The following is a 15,147-nucleotide window of genomic DNA, read 5'->3' on the forward strand; positions in this document are numbered from 1 at the left end:
TTGATCGCGCCGCGTTCGCACAGACGCGGCCCCCTGCTCCGCGGTACTCCGGAGCAGGGGGCCGCGTATGTCTGCGGACGGCTGCGTCAGCCCTTCAGCTCCGCCGCCACCAGCTCCGCGATCTGGACGGCGTTCAGCGCCGCGCCCTTGCGGAGGTTGTCGTTGGAGACGAAGAGGGCCAGGCCGTTGTCCACCGTCTCGTCGCGGCGGATACGGCCGACGTAGGACGGGTCGTTGCCGGCGGCCTGGAGGGGTGTCGGGATGTCGGAGAGCTCGACGCCCGGGGCGTCCTTCAGCAGCTCCGCCGCGCGCTCCGCGGAGATCGGGCGGGCGAAGCGGGCGTTGATCTGGAGGGAGTGGCCGGAGAAGACCGGGACGCGCACGCAGGTGCCGGAGACCTTCAGCTCGGGGATCTCCAGGATCTTGCGGGACTCGTTGCGGAGCTTCTGCTCCTCGTCGGTCTCGTTCAGGCCGTCGTCGACGATGCTGCCGGCCAGCGGCAGCACGTTGAAGGCGATGGGGCGCTTGTAGACGCCCGGCTCGGGGAAGTCGACCGCTGCACCGTCGTGGGTGAGCTTCTCGGCCTCGGCGACGACCTTCTGCGTCTGGCCGTGCAGCTCGGCGACGCCCGCGAGGCCGGAACCGGAGACCGCCTGGTACGTGGCGACGACCAGGGCTTCCAGGCCCGCCTCGGCGTGCAGCGGACGCAGGACCGGCATCGCGGCCATCGTCGTGCAGTTCGGGTTGGCGATGATGCCCTTGGGGCGGTCCTTGATCGCGTGCGGGTTGACCTCGGAGACCACCAGGGGGACCTCCGGGTGCTTGCGCCACGCGGAGGAGTTGTCGATCACCACGGCGCCCTGCGAGGCGACCTTCTCGGCCAGCGCCTTGGAGGTCGCGCCGCCCGCGGAGAACAGCACGATGTCCAGGCCGGTGTAGTCGGCGGTCGCCGCGTCCTCCACCGTCACGCCGTCCAGCTCCGTGCCCGCGGAACGGGCCGAGGCGAACAGGCGCAGCTCCGTGACCGGGAAGTTCCGCTCCGTGAGGATCCTGCGCATGACCGTGCCCACCTGTCCGGTGGCTCCGACGATTCCGACCCTCACGGTGTCTCCCTCTCCTGCGTCTCTCTGCGTCTCTTCACGTGCTCGTTGCTTGGCCGAGGCTTTTCCATCATGCGGCCGACCACGGCCCGCCTGTCCACTTCTTTCCCCGGACTGCCCGAGGAGTGGGACGGCGCGTCCCGCCCCATGGTTGCGGACCTGCGGTGTCGACCCCGCTGAGCTGGAGGAATTCGTCCGGCAGGGGTCGTGCGCCGCAAGCTCGCCTGCCCCTGTCGGTCTCGGCCACACGGAAGTGTGATGTATGCCTCTGCCGCCCGGCCGGCACTCGTCGGGAAAACGGCCGAACGTTCCGGGCCGTACTGGCGTCGTAGGAGAAACACGGCAAGGGGGGGTGGCTTGTGCTGCTGCGCGGTAGGGCCCGGCGCGCACGGGAGGCGCACACCGCGACCGGCGACGGTCCGCGGGACGCTGCTGATCCGCTGGGCGGGGCCGATACGCCGAGCGACGCCGATCCGGCGGCCGCGGCCACGGTCGCGGCCGATCCGCTGGACGCGGCGCAGGAGCGCAGGGTGCGGGCGGTGCTCGCGCTCGGCGGGGTGCCGCAGGCGGACCTGCCGGACGGGGTGCAGCAGGTCCGCCTGCGGCTGCTGGAGCGGGCCGCGAGCGGCAGGGAGGCGCCGCGGGACGTCTCGGCATGGGCGGCGGTCGTCGCCTCCAACCTGGCCATGGACTGGCACCGGGCCAAGCGCCGCCAGGAACGGCTCGGGGAGCGGCTGGCCTCCCTGCGTCAGCCGGCGCATCCGTCCGGCGAGGACAGCAGCGTGCTGTCCGTCGCCGTCGCCCAGGGTCTGGACGAGCTGCCCGACGCGCAGCGGCAGGTCGTCGTCCTGCGCTTCTACGCCGACCTGCCGGTCCGGTCCATCGCCGAGCAGCTCGGCGTCCCGGAGGGCACGGTCAAGAGCCGGCTGCACACGGCGGTACGGGCCCTGCGCGCCCGCCTGCACGAGGACGAGGTGGTGTGACGTGACCGCCCAAAAGGACCAGGCCGGGCGCGACGGGTCCGATGCGCTGATGGCGGCGATCACCGGCGAGGAGCCACCGCACGAGGCCCGTGCGAGTGAGGCCTTCATGGCCGAGTACCGGGCCGCGACCGCCGACCTGGGGGTGCTGCGCGAGCAGCTGGGCCTCATCGGACACGCCCTCGCCGAGCCCCAGGAGGCACCCGGATCCGCCACCGGCGACGGTGCCTCCGTGACGCCGCTGCCGGCGCGCCGCAAGCGGCCCGAGCCCTTGGCCGTGGCCCTGAAGGGCCTCGTCGCGGCCGTCGGGGCCAGCATGGTGATCGGCATGGGCTGGCTCGTCGTCCAGAGCGGCGGCATGAGCGCCGGGGGTGATCAGGGCGGATCGTCCGCCGCCGACAGCTCCGTCGCCGGGGGTCCGCACTCCGAAGGGGACGCCAAGCTCAGCCACGCCGGGTATCTCGCCTGCGCCCGGATCGTCGTCGAGGGCACCGTCGCCGAGGTCGAAACGGTTCCCGGTACCGGGCAGGACCGGATCACGCTGGACGTGACGCGCTACTACAAGCCGGACAAGGGACGGGCGCGGATCACCTTCCCCCTGGAGACCGGCGCCGTGCCCGCGCTGCGAGCCGGTGCACCCATGCTCGTCGGCATCTCGGGAACGCAGGCGCACCCGGACCTGTGGGCGACCGGAGAGAAGGAGATCGCCCGCGAACGGGCGTGGATCACCGACGCGCTGCCCGACTCGCGCTCGCTCCCGTGCCCGTGAGGGACAGCAGGAAGGGCGGGCGCCCGTACGGACGCCCGCCCCACCGTTGCCGCGATACCGCTACGGCAGAACCTTCTCGATCTTCACGCTGCCCAGGCCCGCGACGGTGCCGCGCGCGTTGACCAGCTGGACCTGGCCGAAGAACTCACGCCCCTCGGGAGCGGCCGCCGCGGCGGTGACGCTGCCCGAGACCGTCGCGGAGTCGCCCGTGCCGAGCTTCACCGGCGCCGACCCGTCGACACCGACGCTGCCGAGGGAGGGGGAGAAGAACACGTCCTGGTAGTCGTACGCGGTGGTGCCGGCCGGCACCGAGTAGCCGACGACCTCGATCGAGTACTTACCGGCGGCCGGGGAGGGGAGGGAGACCGACTCCTCCGAGTCGCCGTCGGCCGAGCTGCCGACCTGCGTGCCCGACGCGTCGTACACGGCGAGGTCCAGGTCCGCGGCGTTGTCCGAGACCCCGCCGATGGCGACGTCCAGCGACTTCGCGCCCGCGGGCACCTCGACCGTCGTGGTCTGCGTCTCGCCCTGCTTGATCGAGGGGCGGGTCGCCTTGGCCGAACCCAGCGGGCCGCCCACCAGCTTGCCGTCGAGCGCGGCGAAGCCGTTCGTCACCTTCCAGGAGGCGGCGGCCGGGGTGCCGACCTTCGCCTCGGGCACGGTCACGGTCTCCGGGTCGAAGGCCGCGCCGAGGACGGCGACGTCCAGCTTGTACGGGTTGTCGAGCAGCGGCGACGTACGGCGCGACTCGACCTCGATCTCCCACACGCCCGGCTGCGGGTTCGCGTACGAACGCAGGTCGGGGCGGCAGGTGTTGGCCGGGTTGGGGTAGTTCGGGTAGCAGTTGATCGTCGACGTCGGGTCGGACGGGACGCCGTACGGGTGGATGGAGATGAACCGGGTCTGGCTCTTGTCCTTCAGCCCGCTCATCGCGACCTCAAGGGTCTTGGCGCCCTCCGGGACGGTGACGAAGTAGTGGTGCGAGCTGTTGCGCTGCACCGAGTTCTTCGCGGAGGTCGTGAACTTCAGCGGCGTGGAGACCACGACCGTGCTGAGGACCTGGCGGTCGATGCCCTCGGTCTTCGGGTCGTCGACCTCCAGGATCGCGCTCTTGATGCCCGCGGACTTCGGCGCGGCCTGGACCTTGACGGTCACCGGCTGGTTCAGCGGCAGCTTCACCTCGTCGGAGCCCACGATGCGGAACGTGCCGCCCGCGTTGTTCTCGAAGTGCAGCTCGTGCCGGATCGCCTTGTCGGCGCCGGACGTACGGGTGATGGTGATGTCGTACGTCTTCTTCTGGCCGGCCTTCAGGCCGCCCTCACGGTCGTACAGGCCCGTGCCGAAGCCCGGGGTCTTCAGGAACTGGTCGATCGCGGTGTCGACCGGCGCCTTGACCGTGTAGGCGTGCGAGGTGGCGTCGTCGCGGATGGCGTCCCAGGCGTCCTCGATGTTCATGAGGCCCGCGCCCTCCTCGTACGCCTGCACACCCTTGATGTGGTCGGCGGTGGAGGTGAGGGCCGTGCGCAGGGTCGCCGGCGTGAGGTCGATCTTCTTCTGCTTGGCGGCCGAGATCAGCAGCGCCGAGGCACCGGCGGCCTGCGGGGAGGCCATCGAGGTGCCCTGGAGCATGCCGTAGCCGGCCGGCAGGGTGTAGCCCGCCTCGGCGACCGGCTGGCCCGGCATCCAGGTCTGGATGGTGTTGATCGCCGCGCCCGGGGCGACCAGGGTCGGCGTGAAGCCGCCGTCCTCACGCGGGCCGCGCGAGGAGAACGGCATCATCGCGTACTTCTTCTCCACGACCGAGCCGTAGTTGGCAGCCCAGGTCTCCTTGGAGACGGACGCGCCGACCGAGATGACCTTGTCGGCCAGGGAGGGGTCGCCGATGGTGTTGGCGCCGGGGCCGGAGTTGCCCGCGGAGATCACCAGCTGGACGCCGTAGGTGTCGATGAGCCGCGTGTACAGCTCGGCGCGCGCGTTGTTGCCGTCGTTCAGCGCCGGCAGGCCGCCGATGGACATGTTGACGATGTCGACACCGCGCTTGGTGACGAGGTCGATCATGCCCTCGGTGAGCGCCACGTTGGTGCAGCCGCCGGACCAGGTGCAGGCGCGCGAGGAGACCAGCTTGGCGCCCGGAGCGGCACCGTCCATCTTCCCGCCGAACAGGCCGTTGGCGGCGGTGATGCCGGCGACGTGCGTGCCGTGCTCGGACTCGATGACGCCGATGTTGACGAAGTCGGACTTCTTGCCGACCCAGCTGCCGCCCAGCGGGTCCATCGGGACGTCCTTGCGGATCTCCACGACGAACGGCTGCCGCTCGGCGACGTCGGTGGCCGGGTTGTCGGTGCCGAAGTACCCGACCTGGTGGCCGTCCTTGTACGGCTTCATCGGGGCGTCGTCGCCGAAGTCGTTGTTGTTGTTCAGGTCGACCCGGACCGTGCCGGCCGCCGCGTCGTAGAGCACGCCCCAGACGTCGGTGGTGTCGCCGTCCCGGTTGGCGTCGCCCGCCGCGTCGCCGCCGGTGGTGTACGACTCCTTGAAGAGGCTGACGCTGTAGGAGCCCGCCGGCGCCTTGTACGACTGGCCCTGGTAGCTGAAGGCGGGGCCGGAGACGGCCGAGACCATCGGGCGCCAGGTGTTGTCGTTGTCGATGATCGGGTCGGTCGCCGTCACCCAGTCGACGATCTTCCGCTCACCGGTCGTCGTCTTCTGGAGCGCCGGGTGGCCGAGGTCCACGCCGGAGTCCAGGATGCCGATGGTGACGCCGCGGCCGTCCGCCTTCGGGTGGTCCTCGACGAAGTCGACCGCGCCCGTCTCGAAGGACGGGTTGTACGGGTTCTCAGCCGGGGTCTTCTTCCCCGGCGCCGGGTACGTCCCCTTCGCGGCCTTGGCGCCCTTGGCGGTGTCCGCGCTCGGTGCCGGGTCGTCCAGCGGGATCTCCTCGCGCAGGTCGATGCCGTGCACGGAGGACAGCTTGGTGGCGGCGGCGATCGCCGAGTCGGCCTTGGCCGTCGGGACGGTGGCGCGGACGTAGCCGAGCTTGTCGTCGGCCCGGCCGACCGAGCCGCCCTTGACCGCGTCCAGCTGCCCGGCGACCTGCTCGGTCTTCCCGGGCGCGGTGGCGATCATCATCGTGACGGTCTTGTCGCCGTCGGCCTTGGCCTCCGCGAGCAGGTCCGCGTCGTCCGAACCGAGCTTGGCGTGCGCGGACTTGACGCTCGGCTCGGCCGGGGCGTCCGCGCCCGGGCCGTCGGCGGAGAACGCCATGGGGATCGGCCCGGCCGCGGAGAGCGCGGCGACGAGACCGGCGGCCACGGCGATGCGTGCCACACGTCTGCCCGATATCTGATCGCGCGGGGTGGGAGGGGTCATCGGCATCCCTTGTAGGTAAAGGAACGAGCGGGAAGCGACCGGGGCCCGATCGGTCCTGGTCGCAGATGGTCCGAACGGCAAGCCCGGACGATCGCACAGCCTTACGCAAGGTGAAGTCCTTTGGGGAGTGTTGACCGAAACGAGATGGACGTATGGGGAAAACCCGCGATGCGATTTGTGAGCATCGGTCCTGAAGGTGGCAAAGAAATCGGTTAACGTCCCGGAGTGCGACAGAAGTTGAGGGTGGCGGCCTACGCCATATGCGTCCGGGACGGACAGATCCTGCTCGCCCGCTCGCCGGCCCAGGACGGCACGCCCGAGTGGGTCGTGCCGGGCGGCGGCATGGAGCACGGCGAGGACCCCTACGACACCGTCCGGCGGGAGGTGGAGGAGGAGACCGGCTACCGCATCGAGGTGACCGGGCTGCTCGGCGTGAACTCCTCCACCCGCGTCTTCCGCGACGGCCTCGGACGCGCCGTCGAGAACCACGGTGTCCGGTTCGTCTACGAGGGCCGCGTCACCGGCGGCGAACTGCGCTACGAGGTGAACGGCTCCACCGACCTCGCCGCCTGGCACGACCTGGACGCGGTCCCCGCTCTCGTCCGGGTGCCGATGGTCGACATCGCCCTGCGGATGTGGCGCGAACGCCCGGTCACCGGACGGCTGGCGGACCTCCCGGGGTAGGTGCAGTACCCCGGAAGGTGAACGCCGCGTGACGGACTCCGGGCCGTATCCGGAGCAGGCGACGACGCGCAGGGTAGTCCAAGATCCACGTACGGTGATCGGCGCTGCGCGTTGCCGCCTCGTTTACGCGCAGGTCATTCCCGGTGCCAACGATCCAGTACGAGCGGGGTGTTCACGACGTGAACGCCCCGCGACCACTGCCGACGCGTTCGCACTCGGGGAGAGAAGCGCATGTCGCGCACACGCTCAGTCGCCGGCTCAGGCCGGGGCATCCACCGTCGTTCCGTCCTCGCCGCCACCGGCGCGGTCGCCCTCTCCGGGGGCGTCGGCTACGCCCTGCGGCCCAGCGACAGCCAGGCCGCCACGGTCAAGGAGAGCACCGACGCCGCCGTGGCGGCCTCCTCGCGCCGGGCACCGGCCGCGCCGCTGGCCCCCTACACCAAGGGCACCACACTGGCGTCCGTCGCCGCTCCGCGCGGCAGCTCCGGCTACCGCCGGCTGAACGACGGGCCCGGCTGGCAGCGGGTCGTCCGCTCCGACCTGGCCGCGCCCCGGCCCGGCCGGGCCGGCCGCCGTACCCCGCTCGCCGCGTTCGTGCAGCTCACCGACCTGCACATCATCGACACCCAGCACCCGCTGCGTCTGGAGTACCTGCGCTCGGCCGACATCCACGCCTGGCGGCCGCACGAGGCGCTGACCGTGCAGGGCGCGATCGCGCTGGTGGAGCGGATCAACGCGCTGCGCGGCGCCCCCGTCACCGGCGCCCCGCTGCACTTCGCCATGACCACCGGCGACAACACGGACAACAACGCCAAGTCCGAGCTGGACTGGTTCCTGAAGATCATGAGCGGCGGGCGCATCACGCCCAACACCGGTGACCCGCGCCGGTACGAGGGCGTCCAGAACAGCGGCCTCAAGCAGTACTGGCAGCCGGATGCCGCGGTCCGCGACAGCGACAAGCAGGCGGGCTTCCCCCACCTCGACGGCTTCCTGAAGGCCGCGATCCGCGAGGTGCGCAGCCCCGGCCTCAACCTGCCCTGGTACTCGACGGTCGGCAACCACGACTCGCTGCCGATGGGCTGCTACGCCTCGCACGGCGACTCGTACCTCACGGAACTCGCCGTCGGCGGCAAGAAGCTGATGGACGTCTCCGCGGCCGAGGCGCAGCGGCTCCAGGCGCAGATCAAGAAGGCCCGCGACCCCCAGGGCGTCCGCTACCACGACTTCCTCACCTCCCAGGCCCGCCGCATGCGGTCGGTCACCCCCGACGAGAGGCGCGCGCCCTTCACGCAGGCCGAGTACCTCCAGGCGCACCTGGACCCGGCCCACCGCGGCGTCGGCCCGGCCGGCCACGGCTACTCCTCCGCCAACCTGGACGCGGGCACCCAGTACTACGCCTTCCGCATCTCCGACGACGTCATCGGCATCAGCCTGGACACCACCGACTCCGGCGGCCACTACGAGGGGTCCATCGGCTCGGCCCAGCTCAAGTGGCTCGACAAGACACTGCGGGACAACAAGGACTCCTACGCGGTGATCTTCAGCCACCACACCAGCAAGACGATGACGAACCTGCGCAGCGACCCGGCAAGGCCCAACGAGCGCCGCCACAACGGCCAGGAGGTCCTCGCCCTGCTCGGCGATCACCCCAGGGTGCTCGCCTGGGTGAACGGGCACATCCACAAGAACGTCATCACCCCGCACGCCCTGGCGAGCGGCGGCTCCTTCTGGGAGATCTCCACCGCCTCCCACGTCGACTTCCCGCAGCTGGCCCGGATCATCGAGCTGACCGACAACAAGGACGGCACGGTCTCCCTGTTCACGACGCTGGTGGAGTCCTCGGCCCCGCACCGCACGGACTTCTCCGACCTCTCCCAGACCGGACTCGCGGCGCTCTACCGCGAGCTGTCCCTCAACGCCCCCGGCGCGAGCACGACCCTCGGCGGCGACCCGAAGGACCGCAACACCGAGCTGGTGCTCAAGAAGAGCTGAAACCCGCCCAACCGGGCGGGCCCCTCTCAACCCGGGCCGGGCGGCCCGGGGTACTTCCCCTGACGCAACTCACCCTGCCCCGGCCCGGCAGTCGCGCCTACGCCAAGCTGGCGCCGACGGCCACCGGCCCGACGACCCATGACGTGACGGAACTCAACCCGAAGAGCTACGGCCTGGGCCTGTGGGCGTACAAGCTGGACTGCGGCATGACCGTCTGGGGTCACACCGGCGACATCCACGGCTCCTCCACGGCGGCCTTCACCACGGACGACGGCCGCCACTCCGTGGCCGTCGACTTCAACGGCGACTGGTCACCCGACACGGGCACCGTCGTCGAGGCGGAGTACTGCGACAGGTAGCCCGGCCCTGCCGAAGAGGGGCCACCGGCGTGTCCCGGCGGCCCCTCCTCTCCCCTCCTGGTCCTGCCCCGGTCCGTCACTACCGGGGCAGGACCGCGACATACGCCGCCGGTTCGCGGTCGGCCGAGGCCATCAGGGCCGTGCGGAGCACCGTCGCCTGCTGCTCGGGGGAGTCGCGGAGCTTGCGCGGCGTGATGTGGACGACCGTGATGCCGAGCCGCTCCAGGTGCTCGCGCTTGCGCGCGTACTCGGACCACAGGGCGTCGTCGTCCTGCCGGGGCGCGCGGGTGTCGAGTTCCACCGCCACCGCCTGGTCGGGCCAGTACGCGTCGAGGCCGCCGAGGTAGGGGCCGCCGGGCAGGCGCAGGTCGACGTTCCAGACCGGGTCGGGCAGGCCGTACTCGCGGACCATCCGGTACAGGCGGTCCTCCGCGCGGGCCCGGCCCTCGGCGAGCAGGGAGTCCACCGCGTCCACGACGTGCGGGCGGCTCAGCAGCCGGGCCTGGTTCAGTTCCCGGACCACCGCCGCCGGGTCGCAGTGGCTGCCGCGGACCGCCTCCGTGAGCAGCCGGCGGACGGTGCCGGCGTCCGCGAGTTCGGCCACCGCGTCGGCCAGCGCGCGGGCGACCGGTGCCACCGGGACCCCCGTGACCTGCTCGGGGTCGGGCATGGCGGGTGTGCGGACGATCCGGGCGCAGCCCGTGGAGCGCAGCCTGCGCAGCCGCGGGACCAGGACGTCGATGGTGTCCAGGGACGGCAGCGGGGGAGTGGAGGAGAAGCCGTGCAGGGTCAGCGCGGCCAGGCCCGTGATCATCGCCTCGGGGTAGGCGGGAGCGTGCGGCCGGCTCCCGCCCGGCTGGGCGGGGACCCCGGTGCCGCGTTCCCGCGCCGCGTACATCAGCACCGCGTGCAGCCGCTCCTCGCTGGTCGGCGGGCCCGGGTGGAGCAGGACGACGCCCGGCAGGAGCTGCTGCCAGGGGCCGCCCGCGCGGCACTGCTCGTTCGTCTCGGCGGTGGAGACGCCGCGCGAGCGGAGCCGCGCCGTCGTCGTCACACGGGGGCGGCCACCGCCGGACAGGTCGTGCAGCGGGCGGGGGGAGAGCGGGGCGTTGTGGGTCATGCCCCGCAATTTCCCGCGCTCCGGCCCTCTTTGAACCGCTGTTACAGGTCCGTCGACACATGCGGACAATCCGGCACTAAAGGACGGATGTTCGGATGCCGAAAGCCCCTGGTCCGTTCGGGTGCGGTCCAGGGGTTACGGCTCCGGGGGCGATCGTCTCGTAACGAAGGCGGAACGCCCGGATCTCAGGCCAAAGCTACTGGTCAGCGGCCTCGTCGCACGCCTGTCCACGCAACGCCCGTGCCAGATCGTCACGGGACTCCAGCACCAGCCGGCGCAGCGCCGGGGCCGCCTCCTCGTGCGCGTCCAGCCAGGCGTCCGTGGCGTCCAGCGTCTCCTTCGACTGCTGGAGCGACGGGAACAGGTCCTGCACCACGTGCATGCCGATCTGGATCGACCGCTCGGTCCAGACCCGCTCGATCGCCGCGAAGTACTTCTCGGCGTACGGTGCGATCAGCTCCCGCTGGGAGCCCTGGGAGAAGCCCGCGATGGTCGCCTCGACCATGGCGTTGGACAGCGCGTCCGACTCCACGACCTGCGCCCATGCCTGCGCCTTCACCGCCTCGGACGGGCGGGCGGCCAGACAGCGCACCTGATGGCGCTTGCCGGAGGCCGTGTCGTCCCGGGCCAGCTCCTCGGCCAGCGCCTTCTCGTCCACGACCCCGTGCGCGGCCAGCGGCTCCAGGAACACCCAGCGCAGCTCCTGGTCCAGGTCGAGGCCGTCGACCGTCGCCGTGCCGGCGAGCAGGTCCCGCAGCAGCTCGAAGTCGGCCTCGGCGGTGGCCGTACGGGCGAAGAAGCGGGCCCATGCGAGCTGGTGCTCGCTGCCCGGGCCGGCCGCGTACAGCTCGCGCCGGGCGCCCTCGGCGAGCAGCCGGGCGGCCGTCTCGCGCCGTGCGGGCGCCGTGTAGTGGGTGACCGCCGACTCGGCCCAGGCGTGCAGCATCTGCACCACGCCGATCTCGGACTCGCGCCCGCCGAACCGCAGCACCAGGTCCACGAAGTCCCGCGCCGGGAGCAGCGCGTCCCGCGTCATGTTCCACAGCGCCGACCAGCACAGGGCGCGCGCGAGCGGGTCGGTGATCGAGCCCAGGTGCTCGCGCAGGGTCGCCAGCGACGTCTCGTCGAAGCGGGTCTTGCAGTACGTCAGGTCGTCGTCGTTGACGAGCACCAGGTCCGGTGCCTCGGCCCCGGCCGGTTCCGCCACGACCGTCCGGGCGCCGTCGACGTCGGTCTCCACGCGCCCGTAGCGCTCCAGCGTCCCGCCGTCCGTCACCCGGTACAGGCCCACGGCGATCCGGTGCGGGCGCAGCTCGGGGTGCGACTCCGCCGCCTCCTGCACCACCGCCAGCTCCTCGACGCGGCCGTCCGCGCCCAGCAGCACCTGCGGCGTCAGCGAGTTCACCCCGGCCGTCTGGAGCCAGGACCGCGACCAGGCGCTCATGTCCCGGCCGCTGGTCTCCTCCAGCACCGACAGCAGGTCACCGAGGCGGGTGTTGCCGTACGCGTGCCGCTTGAAGTAGCGCCGGGCGCCCTCCAGGAACGCCTCCTCGCCGACGTACGCCACGAGCTGCTTCAGCACCGACGCGCCCTTGGCATACGTGATGCCGTCGAAGTTGAGCTTGGCGTTTTGGAGGTCGCGGATGTCCGCCGTGATCGGGTGCGTGGAGGGCAGCTGGTCGGCGCGGTAGGCCCAGGCCTTGCGGCGGTTGGCGAAGGTGATCCAGCCGTTGACGAAGCGGGTCGCGCCGACGAGTGAGAACTCGCCCATGAAGTCCGCGAAGGACTCCTTCAGCCACAGGTCGTCCCACCACTCCATGGTGACCAGGTCGCCGAACCACATGTGCGCCATCTCGTGCAGGATGACGTTGGCCCGGCCCTCGTAGGACGCCTGCGTCACCTTCCCGCGGAAGATGAACTCCTCGCGAAACGTCACCAGTCCCGGGTTCTCCATCGCGCCCAGGTTGTACTCCGGCACGAAGGCCTGGTCGTACTTCCCGAACGGGTACGGGTAGTCGAAGTGGTCGTGGAAGAAGTCCAGGCCCTGCTTGGTGACGAGGAACACGTCGTCGGCGTCGAAGTAGGGCGCGAGGCCCTTGCGGCACAGGGCGCCCAGCGGGATCTGAAGCGTCGTGCCGTCCGAGAGGGTGCGCGTGTAGGAGTCCGTCACGTAGTGGTACGGGCCCGCCACCACGCAGGTGATGTACGTCGAGATCGGCTTGGTCTCGGCGAACCGCCACACCCCGTCGGTCTGCTCGCCGGCCCCGTTGCTCCACACCGTCCAGCCCTCGGGCGCCCGCACCTCGAAACGGTACGGGGCCTTCAGGTCGGGCTGCTCGAAGTTGGTGAAGACCCGGCGCGCGTCGGCCGGCTCGTACTGCGTGTACAGGTACACCTCGCCGTCCTCGGGGTCGACGAAGCGGTGCAGGCCCTCGCCGGTGCGGGAGTAGGCGCACTGGGCGTCGACCACCAGCTCGTTGTCCGCGGCCAGGTCCTCCAGCGTGATCCGGGAGCCGTCGAAGACCTCGCCGGGGTCCAGATCACGGCCGTTGAGCGATACGGCCGTCACACTCGGCGCGATCAGGTCGGCGAAGCTGCTCGCCCCGGGCTCGTTGCAGCGGAAGCGGACCGTGGTGACGGAGCGGAAGGTGCGGGGCCCGTCGCCTCGGTCCTCACCGACCGCGGACCGCAGGTCGAGTGACACCTCGTACCCGTCGACGCTCAGCAGGGCGGCCCGCTCCCGGGCCTCGTCGCGGGACAGATTCTCACCGGGCACGGGTGGCACTCCTCGGATGTCGTGGGGTACGGCTGAACAGGACCGATCCTGCCACGTGCCCCTGACGCGGGTCAGCCGGGAATGACGGGAGAGCACACCGGCGTTGCCGGAGAAACGGTTTCCTGCTGAGGAGAGACATGTCGGACAAGACCCCCGTCGACTTCTGGTTCGACCCGCTGTGCCCCTGGGCGTGGATGACCTCCCGCTGGGTTCTGGAGGTGGAGAAGGTCAGGGACATCGAGGTCCGCTGGCATGTCATGAGCCTCGCCGTGCTGAACGAGGACAAGCTGGACGAGCTGCCCGAGGAGTACCGCGAACTGCTGGAGACCAAGGCGTGGGGCCCCGTCCGGGTCGTCATAGCCGCGCAGCAGGAGCACGGCCCCGAAGTCCTCGGCGACTTCTACACCGCGCTCGGCACCCGCATCCACAACCGGGCCGAGGGCCCCGGCAAGGAGGCGGTCGCCGCCGCCCTGAAGGACGTGGGTCTGCCCGAGTCCCTCCTGGAGCACTGGGACTCCACCCCCTACGAGGCCGAGCTGCGCGCCTCCCACAAGGAGGGCATCGACAAGGTCGGCCAGGACGTGGGTACCCCGGTCATCGCCGTGCCCGGCGCCGACGGCGAGCAGATCGCCTTCTTCGGCCCGGTCGTCACCCCGGCGCCGCAGGGCGAGGAGGCCGGCCGCCTCTGGGACGGCACCCTCGCCGTGGCCTCCGTCCCCGGCTTCTACGAGATCAAGCGCACCCGCACCAAGGGCCCGGACTTCTCCAACCTGTAGGGCTCACTCGGCGGGGACGGCCTGGATCTTGAGTTCCTCCGGGAGCAGGCCGTCCTCGCCGCGGTTGAGGTAGCGCTGGTACCACCGGCAGCCGGCGGCGGTGCAGCGCCAGTAGTCGTCCACGAAGTGCCCGTGACCCTTCTCCGCCCGGACCGCCGCCCGCTCGGCGGCGTTGAACATCCGGAACTCCTGCATGGTGCCGCAGGTCCGGCACGCCCGGCTCACCGTCATCAGCTCCTCCTCGCGATCACCGCCAAGTCCGGGAAGTCGGTTACGACCGCATCGACCCCCATGCGGTAGTACAGCGTGTATTCCGCGAACGCGTCCCCGAAATCGTTCGGTCCGCTCCCGCGCCGGAACCGCTCCGGCAGGAACTGGTTCTCCGCGCGGAAGGTGTACGGCCCGATCCGCAGCCCCGCCGCGTGCGCATCCGCCACGAGGGCCGTGCCCGCCACCGAGGACTTGTCCGGACCGATCCAGTCCGCGTACTGCGCGATGGCCGCCAGTCCGGCCGGCGTCATCATGTCCCGGTAGGTCACCGAGGGCGTGTCGTACGGCCCGCCCGCCGTCCCCAGCGCCTGCCACAGCGGCACACCCAGGCCCGTCATGCGCCGCAGGCTCGTCGGCTCGAAGGACTGCACGACGCACTCGCGCCGGCCGAGCCGGTTGCGGCGGATCGCGGCCGCCAGCTGCGGCTCCAACGGCAGTCCGATCGAGCGGAAGTACGTGGGGTGCTTGGTCTCCGGGAAGACCGTGATCGTCCGGCCGTGCTCCCGCGACAGCCGCCGCGCCAGGTCCACGACCTCCTGGAAGGTCATGATCTCCGCACGCCCGTCGAAGACGGTGTTGCGGTTGCGGACCGCGGGCAGCCGCTCCACCGCCCGCAGCGTCTTCAGCTCGGCCAGCGTGAAGTCCTCCGTGAACCAGCCGGTCACCTGCCGTCCGTCGACCGTCTTCGTCGTACGGCGGTCCGCGAACTCCGGGTGGCGGGCGACGTCGGTCGTCTGGGAGATCTCGTTCTCGTGCCGGACCACCAGCACGTGGTCCTTCGTCGGCACCAGGTCCGGTTCGATCCAGTCGGCGCCCGTCTGCACGGCGTACGTGTACGAGGCTGCCGTGTGCTCCGGGCGCCAGCCGGCCGCGCCGCGGTGGCCGATGACGACCGGGCTGGAATGCGCCCAGTGGCGGAATGTTCGTGGTCCTCACCGTTCCCTTCCGGGCC

At 71.3% G+C, this 15,147-nt stretch carries 10 protein-coding genes and 2 pseudogenes; 6 read left to right on the forward strand and 6 right to left on the reverse strand.

The window, feature by feature from the left end; all coding sequences use genetic code 11:
• Window positions 1-86: 86 nt before the first annotated feature.
• Window positions 87-1,103, reverse strand: coding sequence for an aspartate-semialdehyde dehydrogenase (locus AB0E85_RS33145; protein WP_361935163.1), 1,017 nt, complete (start codon window positions 1,101-1,103; stop codon window positions 87-89).
• 437 nt (window positions 1,104-1,540) lie between these two features.
• Here AB0E85_RS33145 and AB0E85_RS33150 point away from each other — a divergent pair, with 437 nt between their 5' ends.
• Complete coding sequence (locus AB0E85_RS33150) at window positions 1,541-2,083, forward strand: sigma-70 family RNA polymerase sigma factor (RefSeq protein WP_361935188.1); 543 nt, start codon at window positions 1,541-1,543, stop codon at window positions 2,081-2,083.
• 1 nt (window position 2,084) lies between these two features.
• The gene (locus AB0E85_RS33155) at window positions 2,085-2,849 is read left to right on the forward strand and encodes a hypothetical protein (RefSeq protein ID WP_361935166.1); all 765 of its coding nucleotides are present in this window, start codon (window positions 2,085-2,087) and stop codon (window positions 2,847-2,849) included.
• Window positions 2,850-2,909: 60 nt separating this feature from the next.
• Here AB0E85_RS33155 and AB0E85_RS33160 read toward each other — a convergent pair whose 3' ends face one another.
• A complete protein-coding gene (locus AB0E85_RS33160) occupies window positions 2,910-6,218 on the reverse strand; it encodes a S8 family serine peptidase (protein ID WP_361935169.1) in 3,309 nt (1,102 codons plus the stop codon).
• Window positions 6,219-6,443: 225 nt separating this feature from the next.
• Here AB0E85_RS33160 and AB0E85_RS33165 point away from each other — a divergent pair, with 225 nt between their 5' ends.
• The 3 genes and pseudogenes from AB0E85_RS33165 to AB0E85_RS33175 all read left to right on the forward strand — a co-directional run.
• Entirely contained in the window at window positions 6,444-6,902 is a 459-nt protein-coding gene (locus tag AB0E85_RS33165; RefSeq protein WP_361935172.1) for an NUDIX hydrolase, read from the forward strand.
• Window positions 6,903-7,133: 231 nt separating this feature from the next.
• A complete protein-coding gene (locus tag AB0E85_RS33170) occupies window positions 7,134-8,894 on the forward strand; it encodes a TIGR03767 family metallophosphoesterase (RefSeq protein ID WP_361935175.1) in 1,761 nt (586 codons plus the stop codon).
• Between the two features lie 62 nt (window positions 8,895-8,956).
• Window positions 8,957-9,253 (forward strand): annotated as a pseudogene (locus AB0E85_RS33175) (peptidase); the annotation flags it as partial.
• Window positions 9,254-9,332: 79 nt separating this feature from the next.
• Here the strand turns inward: AB0E85_RS33175 and AB0E85_RS33180 are convergent.
• On the reverse strand, window positions 9,333-10,373 hold the full coding sequence (locus AB0E85_RS33180; RefSeq protein ID WP_361935178.1) for a hypothetical protein: 1,041 nt from the start codon (window positions 10,371-10,373) through the stop codon (window positions 9,333-9,335).
• A 196-nt stretch (window positions 10,374-10,569) separates the two neighbouring features.
• On the reverse strand, window positions 10,570-13,149 hold the full coding sequence (gene pepN / locus AB0E85_RS33185; protein WP_361935181.1) for an aminopeptidase N: 2,580 nt from the start codon (window positions 13,147-13,149) through the stop codon (window positions 10,570-10,572).
• 137 nt (window positions 13,150-13,286) lie between these two features.
• Between pepN and AB0E85_RS33190 the strand changes: the two genes are divergently transcribed.
• Complete coding sequence (locus tag AB0E85_RS33190; protein WP_361935184.1) at window positions 13,287-13,925, forward strand: DsbA family protein; 639 nt, start codon at window positions 13,287-13,289, stop codon at window positions 13,923-13,925.
• A gap of 3 nt (window positions 13,926-13,928) precedes the next feature.
• On the opposite strand, the gene AB0E85_RS33195 is transcribed toward AB0E85_RS33190, so the two are convergent.
• Together AB0E85_RS33195 and AB0E85_RS33200 are read right to left on the reverse strand one after the other, a co-directional pair.
• Complete coding sequence (locus tag AB0E85_RS33195) at window positions 13,929-14,156, reverse strand: hypothetical protein (RefSeq protein ID WP_107454981.1); 228 nt, start codon at window positions 14,154-14,156, stop codon at window positions 13,929-13,931.
• Window positions 14,156-15,091 (reverse strand): annotated as a pseudogene (locus AB0E85_RS33200) (glycerophosphodiester phosphodiesterase family protein); the annotation flags it as partial. The gene AB0E85_RS33195 and the pseudogene AB0E85_RS33200, both read right to left, overlap by 1 nt.
• Window positions 15,092-15,147 lie beyond the last annotated feature (56 nt).

Source organism: Streptomyces sp. NPDC029044 (assembly GCF_040637495.1).
Taxonomy (GTDB): Bacteria; Actinomycetota; Actinomycetes; order Streptomycetales; family Streptomycetaceae; genus Streptomyces.

Bases quoted from the DNA above. Each gene is read 5' to 3' on its own strand.
- AB0E85_RS33160 (WP_361935169.1), bottom strand. From the start codon at position 6,218: ATGACCCCTCCCACCCCGCGCGATCAGATATCGGGCAGACGTGTGGCA.
- AB0E85_RS33170 (WP_361935175.1), top strand. From the start codon at position 7,134: ATGTCGCGCACACGCTCAGTCGCCGGCTCAGGCCGGGGCATCCACCGT.
- AB0E85_RS33180 (WP_361935178.1), bottom strand. From the start codon at position 10,373: ATGACCCACAACGCCCCGCTCTCCCCCCGCCCGCTGCACGACCTGTCC.
- AB0E85_RS33190 (WP_361935184.1), top strand. From the start codon at position 13,287: ATGTCGGACAAGACCCCCGTCGACTTCTGGTTCGACCCGCTGTGCCCC.
- AB0E85_RS33195 (WP_107454981.1), bottom strand. From the start codon at position 14,156: ATGACGGTGAGCCGGGCGTGCCGGACCTGCGGCACCATGCAGGAGTTC.